We start from the raw sequence: 22,290 nt of genomic DNA on the forward strand, positions 1-22,290 counted from the left end.
GTCCGTGCTACGCTGATGGCACGAATTGGTGACTGTAGGGGGTGCGATCACGATGCAGACTAGCGGATCAGACAGCGAAGCGCGAGGGCAGGTGATGCCCGTGATTGCAATTGGCGCCTCTGCTGGCGGGCTTGAGCCGCTGGAGGAATTTTTCAGAAAGGCCCCCGATACGGCGGGCTGGAGCTTTGTCATCGTGCAGCATCTGTCGCCGGATTACCGGTCGATGATGGACGAATTGCTGGGCCGCTGCACCAAGATGCGCATCGCACACATCCAGGACGGTATGGAGCTGACCCCGAACACCGTGTTCCTGAACCGCCCCAATACTGCCGTGACGCTGGAGGGAAGTACGCTGCGGGTGCGCTGCTATGATGCGGCGGAACCGGTGCCGCTGCTACCGATCGACGTGCTGTTTCATTCCCTGTCCACGCGCTCGGTCGAGCATACGTTTGCCGTCATCCTGTCCGGTTCGGGGTCGGATGGCACGCGGGGCGCCAAGGCGTTTCACACGGCAGGCGGCAGTGTATTCGTTCAATCGCCCGAAGAGGCGACGTTTTCGTCGATGCCGAAATCGGCGTTGATGGCGGATGCCGTCGACAGGGTTCTGGTCGCGGCGGAAATTCCCGATGCGATCCGCGGGCTGCTGCACAAGGGCGGAAAGATCGCCACGTCGGAGGCCGTATTGTCCCAGGATTCCGCGCAGTCCATTCTGGAATTGCTGGAGCGGGTGCATCATGTCGATTTCTCGGCCTACAAGGCCCCCAATGTGTTGCGCCGCATTGAGCGTCGGCGGCACCTGCGCGGAATAGAGACCATCGAGGGGTACCGGGACCTGTTGAGCGGCAATCCCAACGCGCTGGATGAACTCTATCAGGACCTGCTGATCGGCGTGACCGAGTTTTACCGCGACCCGGATTCGATCCGGGTGTTGCGCACCAAGACGCTGGATGCTCTGGTGGCCCAATCGACCGAGGAAAGCTCTCTCAGGGTCTGGGTACCCGCCTGCGCCAGCGGCGAGGAAGCCTATACCATCGCCATCGAGTTGAGCGAGGCGTTGCGGGCGGCCGGTATCCAGCGCAAGTTCCGCATCATCGCGACGGACGTGCACCGTCGGTCTATCGACCTCGCCTCGGCCGGGATCTTTCCCAGCTCGGCTGTGCAGAAGGTGCCGCCCGCGCTGTTGGAGCGTTATTTTGCCCGACACCGCGACCAATACGTGATCGACCCGGTGCTGCGTCAAAAGATCGTCTTTTCGGTGCATGATGTCCTGAGCGACCCACCGTTCATGCAGTTGGATCTGATTTCCTGCCGCAACCTGATGATCTACATGAATGACGATTCGCAAAACCGGATGATTTCGATGTTCCTGTTCGGCCTGCGCAAGGAGGGGTATCTGCTGCTGGGACCGTCCGAGAGCCTGGGGCGGTATGCGGATCAGTTCAACGTGATCAGCAGCCGCTGGCGGTTGTTTCAGAACGCATCCAGCAAGCGTGTTCTGGATCGGTCGATCCTGTCCGGGACGATGCACGCCAGCAGTCGGATCGAGACCAATTTCCCCGAACAACAGATTCCTCCGCGCCGCCCCCTGCCCCCTGCGATGCTGACGGAACCGGTGCATCGCAGCGAACGCGACAACCTGATCCGTAGCTATGACGCCTTGTTGAAACGCTATGCGCCGTCGTCGATCCTGATCACGACGGATGGGACGGTGCTGGCCTGGTTCGGCTCTGCCAGCGCCTATATCGACACCATGAACAACCTGGCCGAATGGACGGTCGAGGATATCGTGCACCCTGATCTGCATTTCACGATCAACGTCGGGATCGAGCGACTGCGGCAGGGCCAGACGGACAGTTATGCCCGCAGCATTGCGATCGACATGGCGAATGGCGAAAAGCAGAGGCTGACGATCAAGGTCGAGCCGCTTGAATTGCATTCCAAGTCGCGGTTCCTGCTGGTCGGGCTCAAGCGTGAGGATATCCCCGAGGATACCGCTGCCCCCGGCGCAGCCCAGGCGCGCACCGCCTTCGCGGGAGAGGACCATTCCCTGCTGTCGCGCAGAATACAGGAGCTGGAACGCGATTTGCGCCTGACCGAAGAGACGCTTCAGCACGTCACGGAACGGTTGGAGGCAAGTGGCGAGGAGCTTCAGGCGTCGAACGAGGAGCTGCAGGCGTCCAACGAGGAACTGCAAGCATCGAACGAGGAGTTGCAGAGTTCCAACGAGGAACTGCATGCGGTGAACGAGGAGCTTGTGTCGGTTTCCGCCGAGCATGAGCGCAAGATCGAACTGCTTTCGGAACTGAACCGCGATACCGAGGTCATCCTGGATATTCTGCGGGTCGGAGTGATCGTGCTGGACGATCAGCTGCGGATCCGCCGGTTCAGCCATCTGATCGGGACGACCTTTCAGCTGGAGGCGCACGATATCGACCGGACGCTGGGAGTCGTTGGCCCGCGTCCCGATTTCGTCGATCTGGCCACATTGGTGCGGGACGTGCTGGAAACCGGCGACGCGAGCAAAAGGGTAGGCGACTACGACGGATCGACGTTGGAAATCGGTGCCTTTCCCTTCGATCGCCAAACAGAGGACGTGGACCAGAAGGGCGTCGTGCTGTTGTTTTCCGGTACTGGCGTGTTCGAGTGATTGCTGCGTGCGGCGCCGGGTGGGTCGGGGCCCGTCTGCCGCGCAATGATCGTCAGTACAGAAAGTCGGATGAATCAAGATCGCTGATCTGCACACCCTTCAACAGGATGGTGTTGCCAAGACCGTCGAATATCTCGGTGGAATGGCCGAGATCGGTCAGGTGGTTGGCAAACAGGTCTTCGATATCGGCAATCGCGGTGACCTGCCGCAGATCGATCCGTTCCCAGGGATTGAAGGCATCGAAATCGGCAATTGTGTCATTGCCGAACCCACCTGCGAAGACAAAGACATCGGCATTGAAGTTTCCGCACAGGACGTCATTGCCACTTCCCCCTTCAAGGGTGTCGAACCCGGAATTGGCATTCAGCGTATCGTCGCCCGACCCACCGACCAGGTAATCATTGCCCGATCCGGCAAAAAAATTGTCACCCCCGGCGCCACCATTCAGATAATCATTTCCCCGGTCACCGAACATGCCGTCCCGCCCGTCTTCGCCGTACAACACGTCGTCGCCTGATCCACCAAACAGCCGGTCCTGACCATCCCCTCCGTAGCCGGTATCATGGCCCGATCCGCCGTAGAGGTTATCGGCCTGCGCCCCGCCGTAGAGCAGATCATTGCCGGTCTGCCCTTCGAGGCGGTCAAAACCGGCGTCGCCATACAGCGTATCGTCGCCTGCGCCCCCATAGACGCGGTCCTGCTGGCTGCCGCCGTACATCAGGTCGTTGTCCTGTCCGCCGTACAGCTTGTCATTTTCGCTGCCGCCCAGCATCGTATCGTCTCCGGATTCTCCGTGCAGGTTGTCTTCGCCCTGGCCGCCGATCAGCAAATCGTTGCCGCTGCCGCCGTACAGCACATCGGCGGAATACCCGCCATCCAGCGTGTCATCCCCGTAACTGCCATAAAGGCTGTCGCGCCCTTCGTCGCCCGACACCCAGTCGTTGCCCTTGCCCGCCTGTACTTCGTCAGCGCCGCGTCCCGCGTCGATCACGTCGTCGCCAGACCCTGCATAGATGGCATCGTTCCCGTCGCCCGCAGTGATCGTGTCATGCCCGCGCGAGCTGGTGATGGTGTCGTCTCCCGCCCCTGCATCAATCAGGTCGTCGCCATAATCCCCAGCAAGGGAATCAGCCCCATCGCCGCCGTCCAGGGTATCTGCACCGTCGCCGCCCAGCAGAACGTCATTGCCGCGCGCACCGATCAGGTGATTGTCCGCGATGTTCCCCGCCACGGTATCGTTGCCGTCGCCGCCGGCGAAATGCTCCATCCGGCCGTCGATTTCGCTCCAGGTATTGCCCGACACCTTGAGAGTCGCATTGGCACTCTGCATCGACAGGTGAACGTTACCAGTGACGGCAGCCATGTTGATCCAGTCGTCTCCGCCATTGCTGTCGGTGATTTCGCCCCGTTCGCCCTCTCGGGTCAGCAGGGTCTGGAAATCATTGGTGAAGGTATAGATATCATCGTCGGAAATCGCGGCGCCCTCAAACTCCAGAGTGATGCCGTCAAGCGCGCCGACATCACCCGCCACGGTGTCGGCCACCTCGACGCGCCAGACGCCTGCGTCGGTCATGCCACGCAGCGAGGTGACGCCAAACGTCCAGTCGTCGTCAAAACCGTTCTGACCATCGTGATCCAGAATGCGCACCTGCGTGCCGTCGGGGGCGATCAGAGTGATTGTGATATCCGCCATCCAGCTGTGGCTGAACGACACCGTCACGTAGACATGTTCGATGCGCAGGCTGGCGCTATCGACATCGATCATCAGTGCGGCAGTGCCGAAATCGGAAATGGCCAGCGCCTGCGCCGGGGTGTTCGACAGGGTAACCGATGTCGTCTGGTTGGCCGTGTCGGGGGACATATAACTCCAGACCTCGGCCATTCGGACGGCCGCCAAGGCGTCGACCATGCCGTATCCATAGCTTTGGTTATAGGTCATGCCGCCGCCGTTCCAGTTTTCGGCACCGTTGGAGAACCAGCCGTCCACCTCGTACCCCGACGCTGCGTGACCGAAACTGGACCCTGTCTGCGCCGCAGAGGCCGAAAGGATATTCTGGACATCGCGCCAATGCAGGTTCGCATTCGCCTCGAGCATCAGCGCAGCGACGCCGGAGACCACGGGCGTGGCCGCAGAGGTTCCGCCAAAGGTGCCGGTCGTGTCCCCGAACGCATAGCCGGCGCTGCCCGACAGGTCAGTGGTAACAGAGGCGGCAGGTGCGGCCACCAGGATGTTATGCCCCCAGCTTGAGTAGCTCATCGCGTTTCCACCGCGATCCGTCGCCGCCACAACAATGGATTCATGCATGTTGCTGATCCCATCGGCCTGGGAATTGCCCCAGATCCCGACGCGCTGATAATTTGCATCGTGGGCAAAGTTTCCGGCGGCCTTGGTGATGATCGTGCCAAGACCATCGCGGCCAAGGGCCACCGCTTCCTCCAGTGCGGCGCGTTCTTGTCCGGCCTGCGCATCGGCGTCGCCGATGTCGGCCTCGGTCAGGAACGACGCATAGGCCCCCCAGGAAAAGTTGACGATATCGAATTTTTGCGCTGCGCCCAGCACGCCGAGGTAATCGGTCATCGACAGGGTGAAGGCATCGTTCAGATAATCGACACCGACCAGTGTTGCCCCGAAGGACACACCGATCGCGCCCCTGTCGTTATCCGTCGCCGCAATGATCCCAGCCACGGCGGTGCCGTGACCGTCGTACCGGTCGTTGGGCGCCGATCCTACCAGTTCGATTTCCAGCGTCTGATCATAATTATCCCTGAGGTCGACGTGCTGCCCCTGCACACCGTCATCGTAGACGGCGACGGTCACGCCATCGCCGGAATAATCGGCCCAGACGGCCTTGATGTCTCCGATCAGCGAAAAATGCCATTGCGTGGCAAACAGCGGGTTGGTGCCTTGGGGCATGGGGGCGCTCCGCGATACACGAAAGTTGCCCTTAGCCATACCGGAGCAAAGATTAACGCCGCCCCTCGCTCTGGTCAGATCGGCAAAGTCAATGCCGCGCATTTCGAGAGACCGGGTAGGGGGCGGGAAACCATGATTGACAGCAGTCGCGCGACAGACGGATCCGTAGCGGGACCCGATATTGGTAAACCTTTGATTGAGGAATTCCCGCTACACCGAAAGGGCACAGAACGTCGAACCGGCAGGCATACATGACACAGACAGGCAGACGACCCGGGCTTTTCGGGCACCTTTTCCTTAGCGTCGGGGCAATGAAGGCCGGGACGACATGGCTCTATTCCGTACTGGAAAAGCACCCTGAATTGCATTTCACGCCGGAAAAAGAACTGCACTATTTCTATCACCGCTATGTCGACGACCGGCAGCTTTCGGACCGCCGTCGGCTGACACTGGCCAAGGAACGCTACCTTGAACCTTTTGATCCTGCGCGTGCCAATCCGGATCGCGTGCGGTTGAACCTGCACTGGGTCACCAATTACCTGCAACGTCCGGTCGACGACCTGTGGTACCGCAACCTGTTCACCCGGATGCGGGGCGAAACCTACAATTGCGATTTTTCAAACTTGTATACCCACTTGCCGCAGGAGGCCTGGCCACGCATTCATGCCGATTGCACCAAGCTGCGGGTGGTCTACACCATGCGCCACCCCGTCAAGCGCCTGTGGAGCCACGTGAAATTTCATCTTCAGGTCACCGGAAAGCTGGACGCGCTTTCCAGTTGGTCCCCCCGGCAGATTCATGATTTCGCCAAGTTGCCGTTTATCTGGGACAATGCGGAATACGGCGTGGCGCTGCGACGGATGAAAGCCGGGCTGCCCCGAGAATGTCTGTTGCCGCTGTTTTACGAGGACATGCGCAGCGACCCGCGTGGCGTCCTGGCCGGGATCGAGGATTTCCTGGAAATCCCGCATCACACTTATGACGAAGGACTTCTGGGACAAAAGGTCAACCCATCGGCGACGATCGCGATGCCTGCACAATTTGCAGAGATGTTTGCCGAGGATTTCGCGCGCATCATCGACGAAATCCGTGCCGAAGGGCTGGAACCACCCAAAGCCTGGCTTGCCTGAGAGGGCGGGCCGCGACACTTCCCCGCGAATGAACACGCCGCACCCTGAAATACGGACGGTGAAAAGGATGTGGCAGGCTTGTCCTGCGCAATGGCTGTGCTTCAGCTTTCAACAGCGGCACGCGCAACCGATGGTGTCGACTCTTGGATGTTAGGGTCCTGAGGCGGCGCGGGATGCGTGAGGAGAGCTTCCAGGGACCTGCCGTTTGTCATGAAACTGGCGAATGAAGTCTAAACGATAGCCCTGTTTCGTGCACCCAAGGGCGCAGTCGATCTATTCGGGTCCGGGGCCGTGTCGGACAATTGAAACATTTAATTAACCTGGTTCCCTAGAAGTGTAGATGCTTTGGCCATCCGTCCATCGGCGCGCGCCACAGAGCATGAGATGTGGGCATCGGTGGTACGTTCTCAGGTTTGGGAGCGGTGCAGACTGTGTATCGTCCCTCCTTCGGCTGCGTGCCGGGCCGTCTTTGTCCGACTGTCCTTGCCCTTTGGCATTGCCACGATCTGTGCCGCCTTGGCCGCGCTGCTGCGTGCGAGAAGCGGCGCGGTCAGGGTCACGAAGCGGTCGGCCTGAGCATCGAAATCAGCGATCTCCAATGGAGAGGAATAGGGATCGGGCCGGTCGAGTGCAAACATCAGCTCCTCTCGCAGCCGATCATGGCCGTCCCCGATTTTCAGCATCCGAGTGCGGTCCGGCCCCAGATGTTCCGTCGTGCCGCCACTGTCAGTCTGGATGACCCGCACGCCGCGTGCCAACGCTTCTCGGATGGTCAGGCCGAACGTCTCTTTCCATTGAGAGGGGAACAGCAGCACATCGACTTCGCACCAGAAATCATCCATCTGCGACTGGCTGTAGCGGGGATGCACGGACCAGTCGCCGGGCAGGGCTGCCAGGTCGGTTTCTTTCCACCAACTGCCAAACACGCTGCCATCGGCCAGCCGCACGCGGAAGTCACTACGCTTCAGCCCGCCAAATGCCCGTTCGATCAGAGGCCAGCCCTTGATGTCGGAGGGGCCGCCACAATAGCCGAACACCAGCCGAGGATCGGCTGCGCGTCGGCGGGCCTGTCGGTCTGCAAAGTCGGATTGAGGCAGGGTAACGCCGTTTTGCCAGACGACCTGGTCGCGCGGCCGGATTCCGGATTGGTCGCAGAGCGCACGGGCAAATTCGGAGGGGTAGGTCATCAGATCAATCTCGGCCGCATTATCTTGCAGGTGCAGAAAGCGCGTTCGGGTCTGGGTGATATCCATGACGCAGGACCGGCAGGCGCCGACTTCGACCGGGGATTGGCCGCAATAGCGCCCATCTTGCCGGATCATGAATTGCCGTTCGCAAATCCACCAGAAGTCGTGCGCGGAAACCACCACGGGCAATTTCGCCTGGCGCGCCGCCTGGATGATGCCTGTTCCCAGTTCCTGGATGCAATGCAGGTGAACCAGATCGGGATCAAGCGTCTGGATCAGCCTGCTCGCCGCCTCGCTGACCTGGGCGTTGGAATACATTTCGGCATAGCGCCGGGATGGCGGCAGGTTGATCACGTAATTCGCAATGCCGTCGGACTGAAGCTTTCGGATGGCATATTCCGGCAGATCCGTGCGTGAGACGGCAGAGAGAACTGAAACGTGCCAGCCGTGCCGCGCTTGCAGGCTGCGGGCGACCTCTTCGGCGACGATTGTGGCGCCGCCGTAGGTGTAGGGCGCGAAAAAGATATTTCCGACAAGAAGATGAGGGGTGTTCATGCTGTCATCCACCGGACCATTTCGGGGTCGATGACGGGCATGTCCAGGCGCGCGCTCCATCGGTTTTCCAGTTGCTTGCGGGCGGTTTGTCCCATCTTGCGGGCCAGTTTGGGATCATTGGCGAGATCTTCGAGCGCTGCCGCCCAGTTGCCGCTGGTGCCCAGAACGCGCCCGGTCACACCATCGTCGACCAGCGCGGCCATGTCGGAAACCTTGCCAACCAAGCTCGGGACGCCGACCGAGCTGGCATCGATCACGCGAACACCGCTCTTGCAGCGATTGAAGATGTCATCGGCCAGCGGCATGATCGCGGCGTGGCAGGAGGCAAGGTGGGCAAGGTAGTCGGCGTAGCCGCTGAAGGGGTGTGTTTCGACCTGATCGCGAATTTCCGGCGGCAGGCGCGTCTTGTCGAAATGGCCGAGGATAACCAGCTTTCGCAGCTTGTCACGGGCCAGAAAGCGCATCACATCGGCTTCGATCACGGCAAAATCAACTTCGTGCCCGTGTGAGCCGCTGGCGAAGCAGATGCGAAAGCCGCCCTGTGCCGCGCGCGGAACGTCGGGGGTGCTTGCATCAAGCGTGGCGCGGTCCGCAAAGTTGCGACGTAAGAATACCGGACGCCGGGTGAATTCGCGCGCATGATCCTGCAAGGCCGGCGTCGAAACCGATATCACGTCGGCCATGTTCATGACGTCGGCGTATCCGGGCGCCTCGGCCATGAAGCGTGTTTTGAAATCGCCCGGCAAGGCATCCATATTGCCATAGGTTGCATAGGCGGGCACCGAAAACAGCGGGTCGTCGATGTCGTACAGGATCGGCAGGCGCAATCGCCGCGCCTCGTAGAGGTGGCGTGAAACGTCACGGTGGCTGCGCAGGCGATAGAGCGTCAGATGCGTGGCATCCTGCATGATGTCCATGCAACGCGGTAGGTCTTCGTAGTGCGAATAGGCATATTCGGTGCCAGCCTCTGCCAGGACTTCGGCGATCTGTTCAACCCTGTACTTGCGGCATTGCGGCAGATTCAGATCACCGATCATGGCGACTTTGCGTTTCTGGTGCAGCACCGGTGGAGTGGCGATCTGGAACGCCGATTTTTCGGCGCTTTCCGTCCAGAACGACTGGATGTCGTCGACGGCGGCGAAAGCAGTGTGCAGCCCGCCGGACGTGACCTCCGGCGCGATCGAGGGGCGATGCCCCACATTCGCCAGTTTGAACCAGAACCGAGTGCGACGCAGCGTGCTGCGCCACCCCTCTCGGCGCAGGTAGTAAAAGAAACGTTGCACGTGTTGAGGAGAGATCTGCCTGGGGTGCATCTGCCGACTTCCGTTCTGGATCGCTTTTCCGGTGATAGGCCCTTGCTGGTGAACGAAGTCTTTACGGGTGCAATTTAATCATCCGAGTCGATAAACCTCTCGCCTCGGAGCCCCGAAGTATGCGTGAATTGAGTGCGGTGCCTGATGCACGAGCCGATATTGCCAGCCTGCGCGCCGCAGGGTGGCAAGGCCGGTGTGTGCGGGACATTGCGCCACGGCCGGCAAAAAGACCCGGCCGCCGTTGCTGTCGGAGCAGGCGCCCTGAGGAGGGAACATCGATGTTGATCTTGATCGGGGTGCGCAACGGTGAACGTTTCCTTGGTCCGCAGTTGGACAGCCTGCGCACAAGTGGCGTGGCAAGCTGGACGCTCTGGGCCAGCGACGATGGCTCCAGCGATGGCAGCCTTGCCATGATTCAGCGGTTCGCATCGACCCTGGAGGATGGCCCATGCAGCGTTGTCACCCGGCATGGTCCGCAACAGGGCTTTGCCGCCAATTACCTGTCAATGCTGGCAGATCTGCCGGATGTCCCCGGCCACGTGGCGCTGGCGGACCAAGATGACATCTGGCTGCCCAAACGGCTGGGCCGGGCGGTGCGCATGTTGAATCGCCTGCCCTCGACGGTGCCGGCGTTCGTGTACGGACGGCGTTTCGACTGGGGGCCGAAACCGGGACGCATGCGTCCCTCGCGGTTGCCACGGGGGCGGGCCTGCTTTGCAAATGCGCTGGTCGAAAACGTGGCCTTCGGCAACACCCTGGTCTTGAACGGGGCGGCGGCGCGCATCGCGCGGCAGGCGGCCCCTCTGGCCAACGGCATTTATTCGCACGATTGGTGGCTCTACCAGCTGTTGACCGGCGCCGGCGCCATCAGTCTGATGGATCGTGAACCTTCGGTGCTGTATCGCCAGCATGAGGGTAATGCGATCGGCGCGCAGGGCTCGCTTGCCGACTGGACCCGTCGCAAGATCGGTGTGGCGCGTGGTCTGTATGCGGAGCGGGTGCAGGCCCAGCTGAATGCCCTGCAGAGCTGTTCGGCCTTTTTGACACCCGAAAATCAAGAGATTCTGAGCCTGTTCATCTCTGCGCGACAAGCCCCCTGGCCGCGCCGCGTTCGGGAAATGCGGCGCGCGGGCATCTTTCGTCAGAGCTTGGACGGCACGGTGGGTTTCTGGGGGGCGGTGCTGCTTGGGCGTATCTGACCCCCCTCAACCGCAACGGCAGAAAGTTGTCCTGATTGGGGGGGACGGAGGGTTCTCGGGTGTTCCGCGCCATCTTCGCCAAGTCGTGCGCGCATGCAACACTGTGGCCGAGCTGGTCGTGGTGTCGGACCGTGATCGGGGCGGCTATGCCTTTCTGTCCGAGGGCGCGGCGCGCCATGTCCAGATCGCTGGCCTTCGGACCCGGCTGTCGCCGCTATGGTGGTTGAGGGGCGCGCGGCGCCTCAAGGCAATCCTGATGCGCGAAGATCCGGCGTTGGTCTGGGCGCATTCACGGATGGGGGTGCTGTTGTTGCGATGGCTGATCCTGACGGGGCAGCTTGGCCGCCAAGGCAACGAACCGCTCGTCGCAATTACATTTCATGGCCTGCCGTTCGGGCCGGGGCACCATGCGATTCTGGCAGCGATTGCGCGTCGGGTTGAGCGGCTGAGCTTGCGTCGTGGCCCGTTGCAGCACCTGATATTTCTATCGGAAGCAGCCCAGGCACACTATCGCGAAGCCGTGGGCGCGTCGCTTTGCGCGCGCCACATCTGCCACGTGCTGCCGAATTGCTCCGACCTCGATCAGGTCATGACCGAGGCCGCATGGTCACCACCGATGCCTGTGTCACGCTTGGGGCGGCCCGTGCGCCACATCGTGATGACCGGCCGCGTTGCCCGACAGAAAAACCTCATGCGCGCCCTGCGCATCCTGGTTGAGTTACCCGGGAATTACCGACTGTCGGTGTGTGGGGCAGGGACCGATAGCGCAGACTTTCGCAAAAAGGCGCGTCGTATCCTGGGCGAATGCGGGCTGGGCCGTGTCGATTTCCTGGGCGAGGTGGCGGATGTTCGGCCAATCCTGGCGGGGGCAGATTGCTACCTGCTCACCTCACTCTATGAGGGGATGCCGGTCGGTGCGCTAGAGGCGTTCGAGGCGGGTCTACCCCTCGCGCTGTGCAATATTCCGGGAACGGTCGATCTGTTGGCGCAGCACCCGTTGTGCGTGGGGCTCAGCGATCGTGGCGATGACACACCGCAGGAGGACGCCCTGCGCATTGTTGCCCTGACAGAGCATTTCTGCGCCAAGCGCGCGGCGGCACAGGCAGAGATAAGCGACGCCTGGCGCAGCCGGTTTTCGTTTGCGGCGCGGGCGCCGGAAATGCGCCGCCTGCTGGTGCAGGACCTCCTTCCGACAAAAGCAGCACAGGCTTGGAATTCTGCCCCGCAAACGGCAGCACACCGGCACTGAAGGTGACCTGCGACAACGCGCACGCCCGGTCGAGATTGGGCCGCGTTCACGATCATCAATCGCGTGGCGGGGTGCCGAAACGGATCACCGGGACGGCGACGCGAAAGATGCTGCCTCGCCGTTCTTCGGACTCGAGGGTCAACGTGTGGCCCAGCAACAGGCAGGCGCGTTCGACGATTGCCAGGCCCAGGCCCATCCCGTCAGAAGAGCTGACCGTCGCGTTCAGGCGTGAAAATTCGCGAAATATCTCCTTTTGCTGGTCCGCTGGGATGCCGAGGCCGGTATCGCGGACCTCGATCATGACATGGTTGCCGCGCCGGCGTGCGCCTAGCAGAACCGTGCCGCTTTCGGTGTATCGCAGGGCGTTGCTCAGCAGGTTTTGCAGAATGCGGCGCAGGTAGGTCGCGTCACTTGCCACCACGGCGCTGCTGGGTACGACGTTCAGGCAAAGTCCCTTCTGGCGGGCCAGTGGTGCCATTTCATCCCCCAATTGTTGCATCAGGCGGTGCAGCGACACGGCGGTAACATGTACCTCGGCGCGGCCCGAATCCAGCTTGGAGATATCCAGCAACGCGCCCATCAGATGTTCGACGCTTTCCAGGGCGCGCCGGGCCTTGCCCAGAACCGGCGCGGTTTCGGCGTTGGTGTCGCTTTCTTCGACGGATGCCAGAAACAGCTTGGCTGCGGATAACGGTTGCAGCAGGTCATGGCTGGCAGCTGCGACGAACCGTGATTTCGAGGCATTGGCGCGCTCGGCTTCCGCCAGCGCGGCCTCCAACTCGATCGTGCGCTCCAGAACGCGGGCCTCCAGGCGTTCATTCGCGCCGCTTATCGCCCGCACGGCGGCACGTTCGGCGGTGACATCGGTGAAGCTGATGACAAAGCCGTTGTCAGGCATTTCCTGCGCAAAGACCGCCAGCGTCGGTGTACCGCTGCGCGTAACCTCGAATTGCAGCGGCGGACGGTTGTTCGATTGCGAAATCCAGCTCCTCAGATCGACATGCCTGCTGCCGTCGCCGAGGGTAAAGCGGCCGGACATCCAGCCGATCAGCCGTTCAGCATGAATTCCCATGGATAACAGGCGCATCGGGAACGACAGGAGTTCACCCACGCGGCGATTCCACCCGACCAGGCGGGCGGTCTTGTCGAAGATGCAGACGCCCTGATCGAGATGTTCCAGGGTGGCACGCACCAACTGGGCCTGATCATCCAGCATCCGCGCCCGTTCCTTGCGTTCGACACGCATCATGTCGGTGACGTCGGTTTGAAGGATGACGATCCCGCCGTCGGGCGTGCGATGTTCGCTGACTTGCAACCAGCGATGGCCCGTCAGCCGCACGTTGAACATCACGTGTGGCTCGTGATGTCGGGCCATGCGTCGTGCCAGCCAGATGTCGGGCGTTTCATCTGGGGGGAGCGCCAGGTGTGCGCTGCGGCTGACCAGAGTGACGTAGTCGCTAAAACTCAGGCCGGGCAGCAGTTTGGGCCGCAGATCTGGCATATGCATTCCAAAGCGCGCGTTGCAGAGGATCAGCGTTTCGTTCGGGCTGAACAGGGCAAACCCTTCCTCCACGGCCTCGATGGCATTGGCGAGGTTGGACCGCGCGGCTTCGGTTTCGCGGTTGGCCTGCGCAAGGTGGTCATTGGACTGGTTCAGAAGGTCCAGCGCCGTTTCCAGCTCTCTCGTGCGGACTCGGACTTCTTGTTCCAGCAGGGCGGCGCGTTGAAATTGCGCGTAGGCCTCGCTGGAGGTGTCGCTGTCCTGCTGAACCCGCGTCATCAGCGCGCCGGCAATGCGCATCAGCTTTTCGATCTGGCGGGCTGGCGGGTCAGCGGGATCGACCAGGTCGCTGATGCTCATGGCAGGTCCTCCGGCGGGGGATAGATCGCGACGCCGGTCAGGGTCTGGTTGACGTGCATGGCGCCATGCTGTTCCCCATATGTCGAAAAGCCATGCACGCGATGCCTTGCCAGAATTGCGGACAATGCGCCGGTGACCTGTTTTTGCTCGGCCTCGAGTCGTCGCAGAATGCAGTCGCAGCCCAGTACGATATCGGGCGTGACACCTTTGGCCAGGTCTGCCAGTTCGCGATCGAGGTGCGTCGGCATGTCCTCTGACCCCGCCAGCGTCAGCACAAGACCCTCGCCGATGGCCGAGAAAAAGTGGAGATCGCCGGTCGGGGCGACCCGCTGGATGGCGCGTACGTGATGCCGCCCGCCCACCTTGACGACCACCGGATGCGACGCAAACGTGAAGGTGTCCAACTGGGCGGGATCCTTGCCCAGGATGCGCGCATATTCCGGTCCGGCGGGGGCGCCATTGATCTCGCTCACGATCCGGGCGTCGGGGTCGGCACGCGTGACGACCATGTGACGGTCGAGCGGGGCAAAATGGTCGGTGCGAAACACCCGGATCGGGCAGCGGCTGCGCACCATGAGCAGCACGGCCGCCTTTTGCAGCGCCTTTCCCGCGGCAAAGACCTGTGTGCGCGAAAACCGATTCATATCGCCAGCCGAGCCGCCGAACAGCGGGATCGGCCCGAGGGCCGTTGCGACCTGCGTGACCAGAACGTCTTCGCGCAGGGACATGCCGTCGACCATCAGAAAGGCGAACTCATGGTCCCATGTGGGGGCCTCGCTGATCAGGTCGCTACGGGCGGACAACAGGCGCGGTACCAGCTCTGTGGTCGGGATATCCTCCAGCTTTTCCAGCAGCACGGCACGGCTTCGAAACTGGCTGCGGGGCAGGCCTATGGCGACGATCTCGCCCTCGGTATAGCCACTGGCATTTATTTCACCTGCGGTCGTACACCCGACCACCCGCGCACGGCCCATATGCCGCTGCGCCCCGGCAACCAAGGCCGTGATTTCAGCGCGGGGAGAGGCGAACAGGATCACCGTGTCGAGATCGTCTGGCCGTAACAGCCGCGCGATTTCCTGCGCCGCGTCGGGATGATCCGCGCGCAGCGAGGCTGTTCTGACGATGGGCTGTGGCGTCACCTCCTCGATGACGTTGTCTGCCTGCATCCGCATCGGGCTCTCCTCCACCCATCGCTACAATGTGCGGCCTCACCCCTCGCGGCGCAAGACATTCGAGAAGCTGGCTTCGCTGGCCAGCAGCGCCGCCTGCGTCCGGCTGTGCACCCCGAGCTTGCGCATGATCGCAGTGACATGCGCCTTGACCGTCGTTTCTGCGATCGAAAGCTCGTACGCGATCTGCTTGTTCAGCTTTCCATTGGTGATCAGGTCCAGGATGCGGGCCTGTTGATTTGTCAGGGTTGCGATCCGTGCCAATGTGTCATCCCGGCTAAGGCCGTCGTCCTCGATTGAGCCAAGATAGCCCTCAGGGACAAATCGCTGGCCGCGCCGCAGGCTGTCAAAAGCTGCGCGAAATACATCCCGCTGGCTGTGCTTTGGGATATACCCCGCCGCGCCGGCGGACAGCGCTGAGGAAATCAGACGATCCTCTGCCATGGAGGACACGACGACAACAGGCACGCCGGCGATGTTGCGCAGTCGCACAAGGCCATCAAGACCACGCACATCTGGCAGGTTCAGGTCCAGGACCACGACATCCGGCGTCCCGTTTGCGCCCAGTTCATCAAGTGCGCCCTGCAGGGTCGCGGCGGTGCGGATGTCGCGGATGCCGGCGACGCTGCGCAGCGTTATGGCCAGCGCATCGCAGAATAGCGGGTGGTCATCAACAACCAGCGCCGAGGTCATGCGGATATCTTCCATGACGGTCCCTCCCAAGCCGCACAGATCATTGCCCGCCTTTACATGCAGAAAAGGCGTGCGGAGAAAGCCTAGCGCGGCCCGGGCCTGTTTGGAAATAGGGCCTTCGTCCCATGCCGCGCGCTGCGCCGCGACCTTGGTCGCATAGATGCAAACCCCTGCTCGCGCCTAGCCTGCAGACGGGAAGGACCGGAGTCGCATGGCTCCGCGATACGGCTAGCGAGGGAGGATTGACGATGAAAGTTCAGATGAGGGTGAATGGTCGCCAGGTCTCGGGAGAGGTGGAGGGGCGTACGCTGCTTGTCACGTTTCTGCGCGACGGGCAGGGACTGACCGGCACCCATACCGGATGCGATACAAGTCAATGCGGCGCCTGCACGGTGCACGTCGACGGATTGCAGGTGAAAAGCTGTAGCATGTTCGCCGCCGAGGCCGACGGCGCAGAGGTCACGACCATCGAAGGTATGGCGAATGCGGATGGCTCTCTCTCGGTGTTGCAGCAAGCGTTCCAGGATCATCATGGCCTGCAATGCGGCTTTTGCACGCCCGGCATGGTGATGGCCGCCGCCACCCTGCTCGAACAGACACCAGAACCGACAGAGGCGCAGGTGCGTCACCACCTGCAGGGAAATATCTGCCGCTGCACCGGATACCACAATATCATCAAGGCGGTGATGGCGGCCTCTGGCCAGCAGGTGACACAGGTCGCCGCGGAATAGCTCAGACCCGATCTTGTAGGGCGTCAACGCGCCCCGGACCACACTCAGGGAGGATAGACCATGCCCAAGGACGGCATTGGCGCCAGCACCAAGCGGCGCGAAGATATTCGATTTCTCACAGGCAAGGGCCGCTACACAGATGACATAAATCTGCATGGTCAGGCCTATGTGCATTTTCTGCGCGCAGATGTTGCGCACGCCACGCTGAACGGTATTGAGACGCAGGATGCAGCTTCTATGCCCGGTGTCTTGCGGGTGTTCACCGCAACGGATTTCGATGGCGTTGGCGGTCTTCCCTGCGGATGGCAGATCACGGATCGCAAGGGCCAGCCGATGCAGGAACCCAAGCACCCAATCATGGCCGAAGGCAAGATTCGCCATGTCGGTGAAATCGTCGCGGCCGTGGTTGCGGAAACGCTGGATCAGGCCCGTGATGCAGCCGAGGCGATCGTGCTCGACTATGACGAACTGCCTGCGGTGATCGACATGAAGGCCGCCGTGCAGGAGGATGCCCCGCGCGTGCACGACGATCTGACGTCGAACCTGTGCTATGATTGGGGTTTCGTTGAGGAGAACAAGGCCGCTGTCGACGAGGCGTTTCTAGCTGCGGACCATGTCACCACGCTGGAACTGGTCAATAACCGACTTGTCGCCAACCCTATGGAGCCGCGCGTCGCCATCGGAGACTATGCCGCGCATGACGACAGCTCGACGCTCTATACGACCTCGCAGAACCCGCATGTGATCCGTCTGCTGATGGGGGCATTCGTGCTGGGCATCCCCGAGCACAAGTTGCGCGTCGTCGCCCCAGATGTCGGCGGCGGATTTGGTACGAAGATCTTTCACTACGCCGAGGAAGCCTTTTGCACCTTTGCAGCCAAGCAGCTGAAACGGCCTGTAAAATGGACGTCCACCAGATCCGAGGCATTCATGTCCGATGCCCATGGGCGTGACCATGTGACAAAGATCCAGCTCGCGCTGGATGCAGAAAACAACTTCACGGCGCTGCGCACCGACACCTATGCCAATATGGGGGCCTACCTCTCGACCTTCGCGCCCTCGGTCCCGACATGGCTGCATGGCACGCTGATGGCGGGCAACTACCGCACGCCCCTGATCTACGTGAACGTCAAGGCGGTGTTTACCAATACCGTGCCCGTCGATGCCTATCGCGGTGCGGGCCGCCCCGAGGCGACCTTTCAGCTTGAACGGGTGATCGACAAGGCGGCGCGCGAACTGGGTGTTGATCCGGCTGAGTTGCGTCGCCAAAACTTCATCCGCAAGGACCAGTTCCCCTATGCCACCCCCGTCGCGGTTGAATATGACACCGGTGACTACGAGGCGACATTGAACAAGGCGCTGGAGCTGTCTGATTATGCCGGGTTTGCAAACCGACACGCGGAATCACAGGCGCGGGGCAAGCTGCGCGGCATCGGCCTTGCCCATTATATCGAGGCGTGCGGCATCGCGCCGTCCAACCTTGTCGGTCAGCTTGGTGCGCGGGCAGGATTGTACGAATCCGCGACCGTTCGGGTCAATGCGACGGGCGGCATCGTGGTGATGACCGGCAGCCATAGTCACGGGCAGGGTCACGAGACATCGTTTCCCCAGGTGATCGCCCAGATGATCGGGATCGAACCTGACCAGGTTGAAATTGTCCACGGAGATACCGCCAATACACCGATGGGAATGGGCACATATGGCTCTCGCTCAATTGCGGTTGGCGGTTCGGCGATGGTGCGCGCGACGGAAAAGATCATCTCCAAGGCCAAGAAGATCGCAGCGCATATTCTCGAAGCCTCTGACGCCGATATTGAGCTGAAGGACGGCAAATTCTCGGTCGCCGGCACCGACAAATCGCTGAACTGGGGGGATGTCACGCTGGCGGCCTATGTGCCGCACAATTATCCGTTGACCGACCTTGAGCCGGGGCTGGAGGAAACCGCTTTCTACGATCCCTCAAACTTTACCTACCCCTCGGGCTGCTACATCTGCGAGGTCGAGATTGACCCGGACACCGGCAAGGTCACCATCGAACGCTTCACCGCTGCTGACGATTTCGGAAATGTTATCAATCCGATGATTGTCGAAGGACAGGTTCAGGGTGGTGTCGCTCAGGGAATTGGCCAGGCCCTGTTGGAAAACTGCACTTACGACAGCGAGGGGCAGCTGCTCTCGGCCAGCTACATGGATTATGCCATGCCGAGGGCGTCGGATGTCCCGATGATCACGGTCGATCATTCCTGCCAGACCCCTTGCACGCACAATCCGCTGGGTGTCAAAGGATGCGGAGAGGCCGGTGCCATCGGATCGCCCCCCGCCGTGATCAATGCGGTGCTGGATGCGATGCACAGGGCCGGCAAACCGGTCGCGCATATTGACATGCCGGTCACACCGGCCAAAGTCTGGGCCGCGATGAACGCCTGAACCGTCAGGGTGGCGGGCCGGGAAAAGCCCGTCCGCACAAAGGGAGAAGAGCCATGTATAATTTCGACTTCGTCAAACCCTCGACGGTGGAAGAGGCTGTTGCCGCGCTTCAGGATGACGAGGCACAGCCGCTGTCCGGTGGCCAGACGCTGATACCCTCGATGAAACAACGCCTGAACGCACCCGGTACGTTGGTCAGCCTGTTGGGGATCGAGGCGCTGAAAGGCATCTCGGTGTCCGATGGTGTGATGACAATCGGTGGCACAACCACCCACGCCACCGTGGCTGCGCAGGCCGATGCCTATCCCGCGCTTGCCTACCTTGCGGGTCAGATCGGGGATCCGGCGGTACGCAATCGTGGTACCATCGGTGGCAGCCTCGCCAATAATGACCCGGCCGCCTGCTATCCTGCGGCGGCGCTGGCATCGGGTGCCACCATCGTGACCAATACGCGCGAAATCGCGGCAGATGATTTTTTTCAGGGGATGTTCACGACGGACCTTGAGGAGGGCGAAATCATCACTGCGGTCAAATTTCCAATCCCCGAAGCGGCAAATTACCAGAAATTCGAACAACCAGCTTCGCGGTTCGCGCTGACCGCTGTTTTCGTGGCCAAGTACGCCGATGGCGTGCGCGTGGCTATCACGGGCGCCTCAGAGGAGGGGGTGTTCCGCTGGGCCGAGGCGGAAGACGCGCTGTCGAATTCATTTTCCGCCGAGGCGCTTTCTGCGCTTGCCGTGCCCGCCAATGACATGATCACAGATTTGCACGGCACGGCTGAATACCGCGCCCACCTTTGCAAGGTTCTGACTGGTCGGGCGGTGTCTGCAATCAGCTGAACCCCGGTTTGCGTGGCCGGGAAACTGGCCACGCATCACTTGGCCTCGGCAAGCCAATCGGGGCCAAAGCTTACCTGATCAACCCCTGCAAAGCGCGCGACCCGATCAAGTTCCGACGCAAGTTTTTGCAGCCGTCCAACGCCATAGGTAACGCCCCGCTCTGGCCAAAGGCGCGTTACATTCAGCACGCCTGCATCCCGATCTGCCTTCATGTCCACTCTTCCCACCATCCGGTCGCGCTCCATCAGCGGGAAGACGTAATAGCCGTATTCGCGTTTTGCCTCTGGTACGAAGATCTCGATTCGATAGCGAAACCCGAACAGTCGTTCTGCGCGATTGCGGTCTCGCAGCGCCGGATCGAACGGGCTCAACACACGCAATCGGGACGGCACCTCCGGCAGTGCGGCGGCCTCCTCTATCGCGCCGGGGCGTGCGAATGCGCGGCGCAAACCGCCATCGCAATTTTCGATGTCGATCTCCTGCAGGCGGCCTGCTGCGCATTCTTTTTGGCACCAGGATCTTGCCTCTGCCGGTGTCGCGATGTCCCAGAATGCAGCCAGCTCTCCGCTGGTGGCAAAGCCAAGGCGGTCGAGCGCGGCGCTGTTCAGCCAGTCCAGGCATATAGCGTCGGGCAGAACTTCGGGATGACCATGCACCCGTTCGACGAGGTCATAATATTTGCGAAAGCTCTGGCGGCGCGAAATCGCCATCTCCCCACTGCGCCACAGATATTCAAGCGCGGCTTTCGAAGGATGCCAATCCCACCAACCCGTGGATTTCTCCGACTCCGCCGATTTCAGATCCGCCGAGCAAACTTCGCCACTTTGTGCCACATGGTCACGCACCTGCTGCAATTCCGCCAGAAATGCCTCGCCTTGCCACCGTGGCCAACGCGCCTGCATTCGCGCCGCGTCGCGTGCAAACCGCAGGCGCAGGTAGGGCAGGAATTCGACAGGAATGATCGCGGCGTCGTGTGTCCAGTGTTCGAAAAGTGCCCGATCGCGTTCAATCAATGGCGCAAGGTTCCCTGGGCGATAGGCGGGCCGTCTTGCGAACAGGATCATGTCGTGCGCCCGCGCCAGCGTATTGACCGAGTCGACCTGAACAAAGCCGAGTGCCCGTATGAGCGACAGAAGATCGGCACCCTTGCCGCTCCCCTTGGGCGACGTGCCCAGCTCATGGCGATGCAAAAAGAGGCGGCGCGCAGCGGCGTTACGCAAAAGTGGTCGCGTGGCTGGTTCGGTCATGGTCGTTGCTGCCTCAACTCATCCGCAGCGTGTCGCCAAAATTGATCCGGGGGGTCAGTTCGACTTTGCCGCGCGGCGGTGTATCTGGGGCTTCGACGCGCTCAAGTATGATTTCTGCGGCCTGCCGGCCGATTTCCGTCCGGCAGGAGTCCATCGTGGCAAGCTTGCGCGGCAAACCCTGCAACAGCTCGACATCATTGAACCCGGCCAGGCCGATGCGATCGGGGATATCATATCCCTGTTCCATCATCCACAGCAGCCCACCCGCTCCGACGATATCGTTGGAATAATACAGGCAGTCGAGTTCTGGGCTGCGCGCCAATATCTGCTGGGTCATTTCGCGGCCTTTGCCCAGTGCGGACCCCTGGGTGTAAAACTCTGTATCTGAGATCTCGATGCCGCCCTTTGCCAAGGCCTCCGTAAAGCCTTCGAAACGCTTGCGCGCGCGATGATCCGCACCCAACCGCGTGCCGAGAAAGCCGATCTTGCGATAGCCCGCGCGCAGGATCGATTTGGCCATTTCGCGCCCGGCCCTGCGGTGGGAAATCCCCACCGCCGCGTCAATCGGCGTTCCGTCGGTATCCATGATCTCGACCACCGGAATGCCCGATGCCTTGAGCATCGCGCGTGATGCGTCAGAATGCTCCAGCCCCGCGATGATCACACCTGACGGACGCCAAGACAGCATTTCGTACAGAACCTTCTCTTCTTTTTCGGGTTGGTAATCGGTGATCCCGACCACCGGTTGCAACGGAGATGTCTCGAGAACCCGAGAGATCCCGGTCATCACCTCGGGAAAGACCATGTTCGACATGGAGGGGATAATGACTGCAACCAGGTTCACTCTCTGGCTCGCCAATGCGCCTGCAATCTTGTTTGGCACATACCCCATACGTTTCGCGGCCAGCAGAACCTTTTGGCGGGTTGCTTCTGAGACGTCGCCACGGTTTCGCAGGACGCGACTGACCGTCATTTCCGAGACACCCGATGCTTCTGAGACGTCGCGAAGGGTCAGGGGGCGCAGGGGCGGTTTTGACAAGGGGCTATTCCTGTTGATTTTTCACGATGCTATCCCGCGTCGTGCCTTCTCTTCAAGTTGCCATTGACCGCGCCTGTGGCCGATTGGTGT

Annotated in this window: 15 protein-coding genes; 7 read left to right on the top strand and 8 right to left on the bottom strand. The window is 61.3% G+C overall.

Features of this window, described 5'->3' with window-relative positions:
* The first annotated feature begins 94 nt into the window (after positions 1 to 94).
* Entirely contained in the window at positions 95 to 2,647 is a 2,553-nt protein-coding gene (locus tag DL237_RS15845) for a CheR family methyltransferase (protein ID WP_233545022.1), read from the top strand.
* A gap of 52 nt (positions 2,648 to 2,699) precedes the next feature.
* Here the strand turns inward: DL237_RS15845 and DL237_RS15850 are convergent, their stop codons facing one another.
* Positions 2,700 to 5,561: a S8 family serine peptidase gene (locus DL237_RS15850; RefSeq protein ID WP_158585661.1), complete on the bottom strand. Its 2,862-nt coding sequence runs from the start codon at positions 5,559 to 5,561 to the stop codon at positions 2,700 to 2,702.
* A gap of 251 nt (positions 5,562 to 5,812) precedes the next feature.
* On the opposite strand from DL237_RS15850, the gene DL237_RS15855 reads away from it, so the two are divergent.
* Positions 5,813 to 6,691: a sulfotransferase gene (locus DL237_RS15855; protein WP_119400071.1), complete on the top strand. Its 879-nt coding sequence runs from the start codon at positions 5,813 to 5,815 to the stop codon at positions 6,689 to 6,691.
* A gap of 407 nt (positions 6,692 to 7,098) precedes the next feature.
* Here DL237_RS15855 and DL237_RS15860 read toward each other — a convergent pair whose 3' ends face one another.
* Both DL237_RS15860 and DL237_RS15865 read right to left on the bottom strand, forming a co-directional pair.
* The gene (locus DL237_RS15860) at positions 7,099 to 8,433 is read right to left on the bottom strand and encodes a glycosyltransferase (protein WP_158585662.1); all 1,335 of its coding nucleotides are present in this window, start codon (positions 8,431 to 8,433) and stop codon (positions 7,099 to 7,101) included.
* Positions 8,430 to 9,746, bottom strand: coding sequence for a glycosyltransferase (locus DL237_RS15865; RefSeq protein WP_119400073.1), 1,317 nt, complete (start codon positions 9,744 to 9,746; stop codon positions 8,430 to 8,432). The genes DL237_RS15860 and DL237_RS15865 overlap by 4 nt, the downstream gene beginning before the upstream one ends.
* 278 nt (positions 9,747 to 10,024) lie before the next feature.
* On the opposite strand from DL237_RS15865, the gene DL237_RS15870 reads away from it, so the two are divergent.
* Both DL237_RS15870 and DL237_RS15875 read left to right on the top strand, forming a co-directional pair.
* Positions 10,025 to 10,945 (top strand): glycosyltransferase, encoded by a 921-nt coding sequence (locus tag DL237_RS15870; RefSeq protein ID WP_158585663.1) that lies wholly within the window; start codon positions 10,025 to 10,027, stop codon positions 10,943 to 10,945.
* Positions 10,932 to 12,194: a glycosyltransferase gene (locus tag DL237_RS15875; protein WP_119400075.1), complete on the top strand. Its 1,263-nt coding sequence runs from the start codon at positions 10,932 to 10,934 to the stop codon at positions 12,192 to 12,194. Before DL237_RS15870 ends, DL237_RS15875 begins: the two co-directional genes overlap by 14 nt.
* Before the next feature lie 55 nt (positions 12,195 to 12,249).
* Here the strand turns inward: DL237_RS15875 and DL237_RS15880 are convergent, their stop codons facing one another.
* Genes DL237_RS15880 through DL237_RS15890 form a run of 3 tightly spaced genes read right to left on the bottom strand, consistent with a single transcriptional unit; the run spans position 12,250 to position 15,932 of the window.
* A complete protein-coding gene (locus DL237_RS15880) occupies positions 12,250 to 14,055 on the bottom strand; it encodes a sensor histidine kinase (protein WP_119400076.1) in 1,806 nt (601 codons plus the stop codon).
* The gene (locus tag DL237_RS15885) at positions 14,052 to 15,227 is read right to left on the bottom strand and encodes an FIST N-terminal domain-containing protein (protein WP_119400077.1); all 1,176 of its coding nucleotides are present in this window, start codon (positions 15,225 to 15,227) and stop codon (positions 14,052 to 14,054) included. Before DL237_RS15885 ends, DL237_RS15880 begins: the two co-directional genes overlap by 4 nt.
* Before the next feature lie 36 nt (positions 15,228 to 15,263).
* Positions 15,264 to 15,932 (bottom strand): LuxR C-terminal-related transcriptional regulator, encoded by a 669-nt coding sequence (locus tag DL237_RS15890; protein ID WP_119400078.1) that lies wholly within the window; start codon positions 15,930 to 15,932, stop codon positions 15,264 to 15,266.
* Between the two features lie 233 nt (positions 15,933 to 16,165).
* On the opposite strand from DL237_RS15890, the gene DL237_RS15895 reads away from it, so the two are divergent.
* From DL237_RS15895 to DL237_RS15905, 3 genes are read left to right on the top strand one after another with little or no spacing between them, the layout of a single operon-like run.
* Positions 16,166 to 16,648 carry a (2Fe-2S)-binding protein gene (locus tag DL237_RS15895; protein ID WP_119400079.1) on the top strand — a complete coding sequence of 161 codons (483 nt, stop codon included), beginning with the start codon at positions 16,166 to 16,168 and terminating at the stop codon, positions 16,646 to 16,648.
* 60 nt (positions 16,649 to 16,708) lie between these two features.
* Positions 16,709 to 19,075 carry a xanthine dehydrogenase family protein molybdopterin-binding subunit gene (locus DL237_RS15900; protein ID WP_119400080.1) on the top strand — a complete coding sequence of 789 codons (2,367 nt, stop codon included), beginning with the start codon at positions 16,709 to 16,711 and terminating at the stop codon, positions 19,073 to 19,075.
* 53 nt (positions 19,076 to 19,128) lie between these two features.
* Positions 19,129 to 19,914, top strand: a complete 786-nt coding sequence (locus DL237_RS15905; protein ID WP_119400081.1) for an FAD binding domain-containing protein — start codon at positions 19,129 to 19,131, stop codon at positions 19,912 to 19,914.
* A gap of 35 nt (positions 19,915 to 19,949) precedes the next feature.
* Here DL237_RS15905 and DL237_RS15910 read toward each other — a convergent pair whose 3' ends face one another.
* Complete coding sequence (locus DL237_RS15910) at positions 19,950 to 21,161, bottom strand: winged helix-turn-helix domain-containing protein (protein WP_119400082.1); 1,212 nt, start codon at positions 21,159 to 21,161, stop codon at positions 19,950 to 19,952.
* 13 nt (positions 21,162 to 21,174) lie between these two features.
* Complete coding sequence (locus DL237_RS15915; protein ID WP_199672121.1) at positions 21,175 to 22,200, bottom strand: LacI family DNA-binding transcriptional regulator; 1,026 nt, start codon at positions 22,198 to 22,200, stop codon at positions 21,175 to 21,177.
* Positions 22,201 to 22,290: the final 90 nt, after the last annotated feature.

It is taken from the genome of Pseudooceanicola sediminis, from assembly GCF_003575965.1.
Lineage (GTDB): Bacteria > Pseudomonadota > Alphaproteobacteria > Rhodobacterales > Rhodobacteraceae > Pseudooceanicola > Pseudooceanicola sediminis.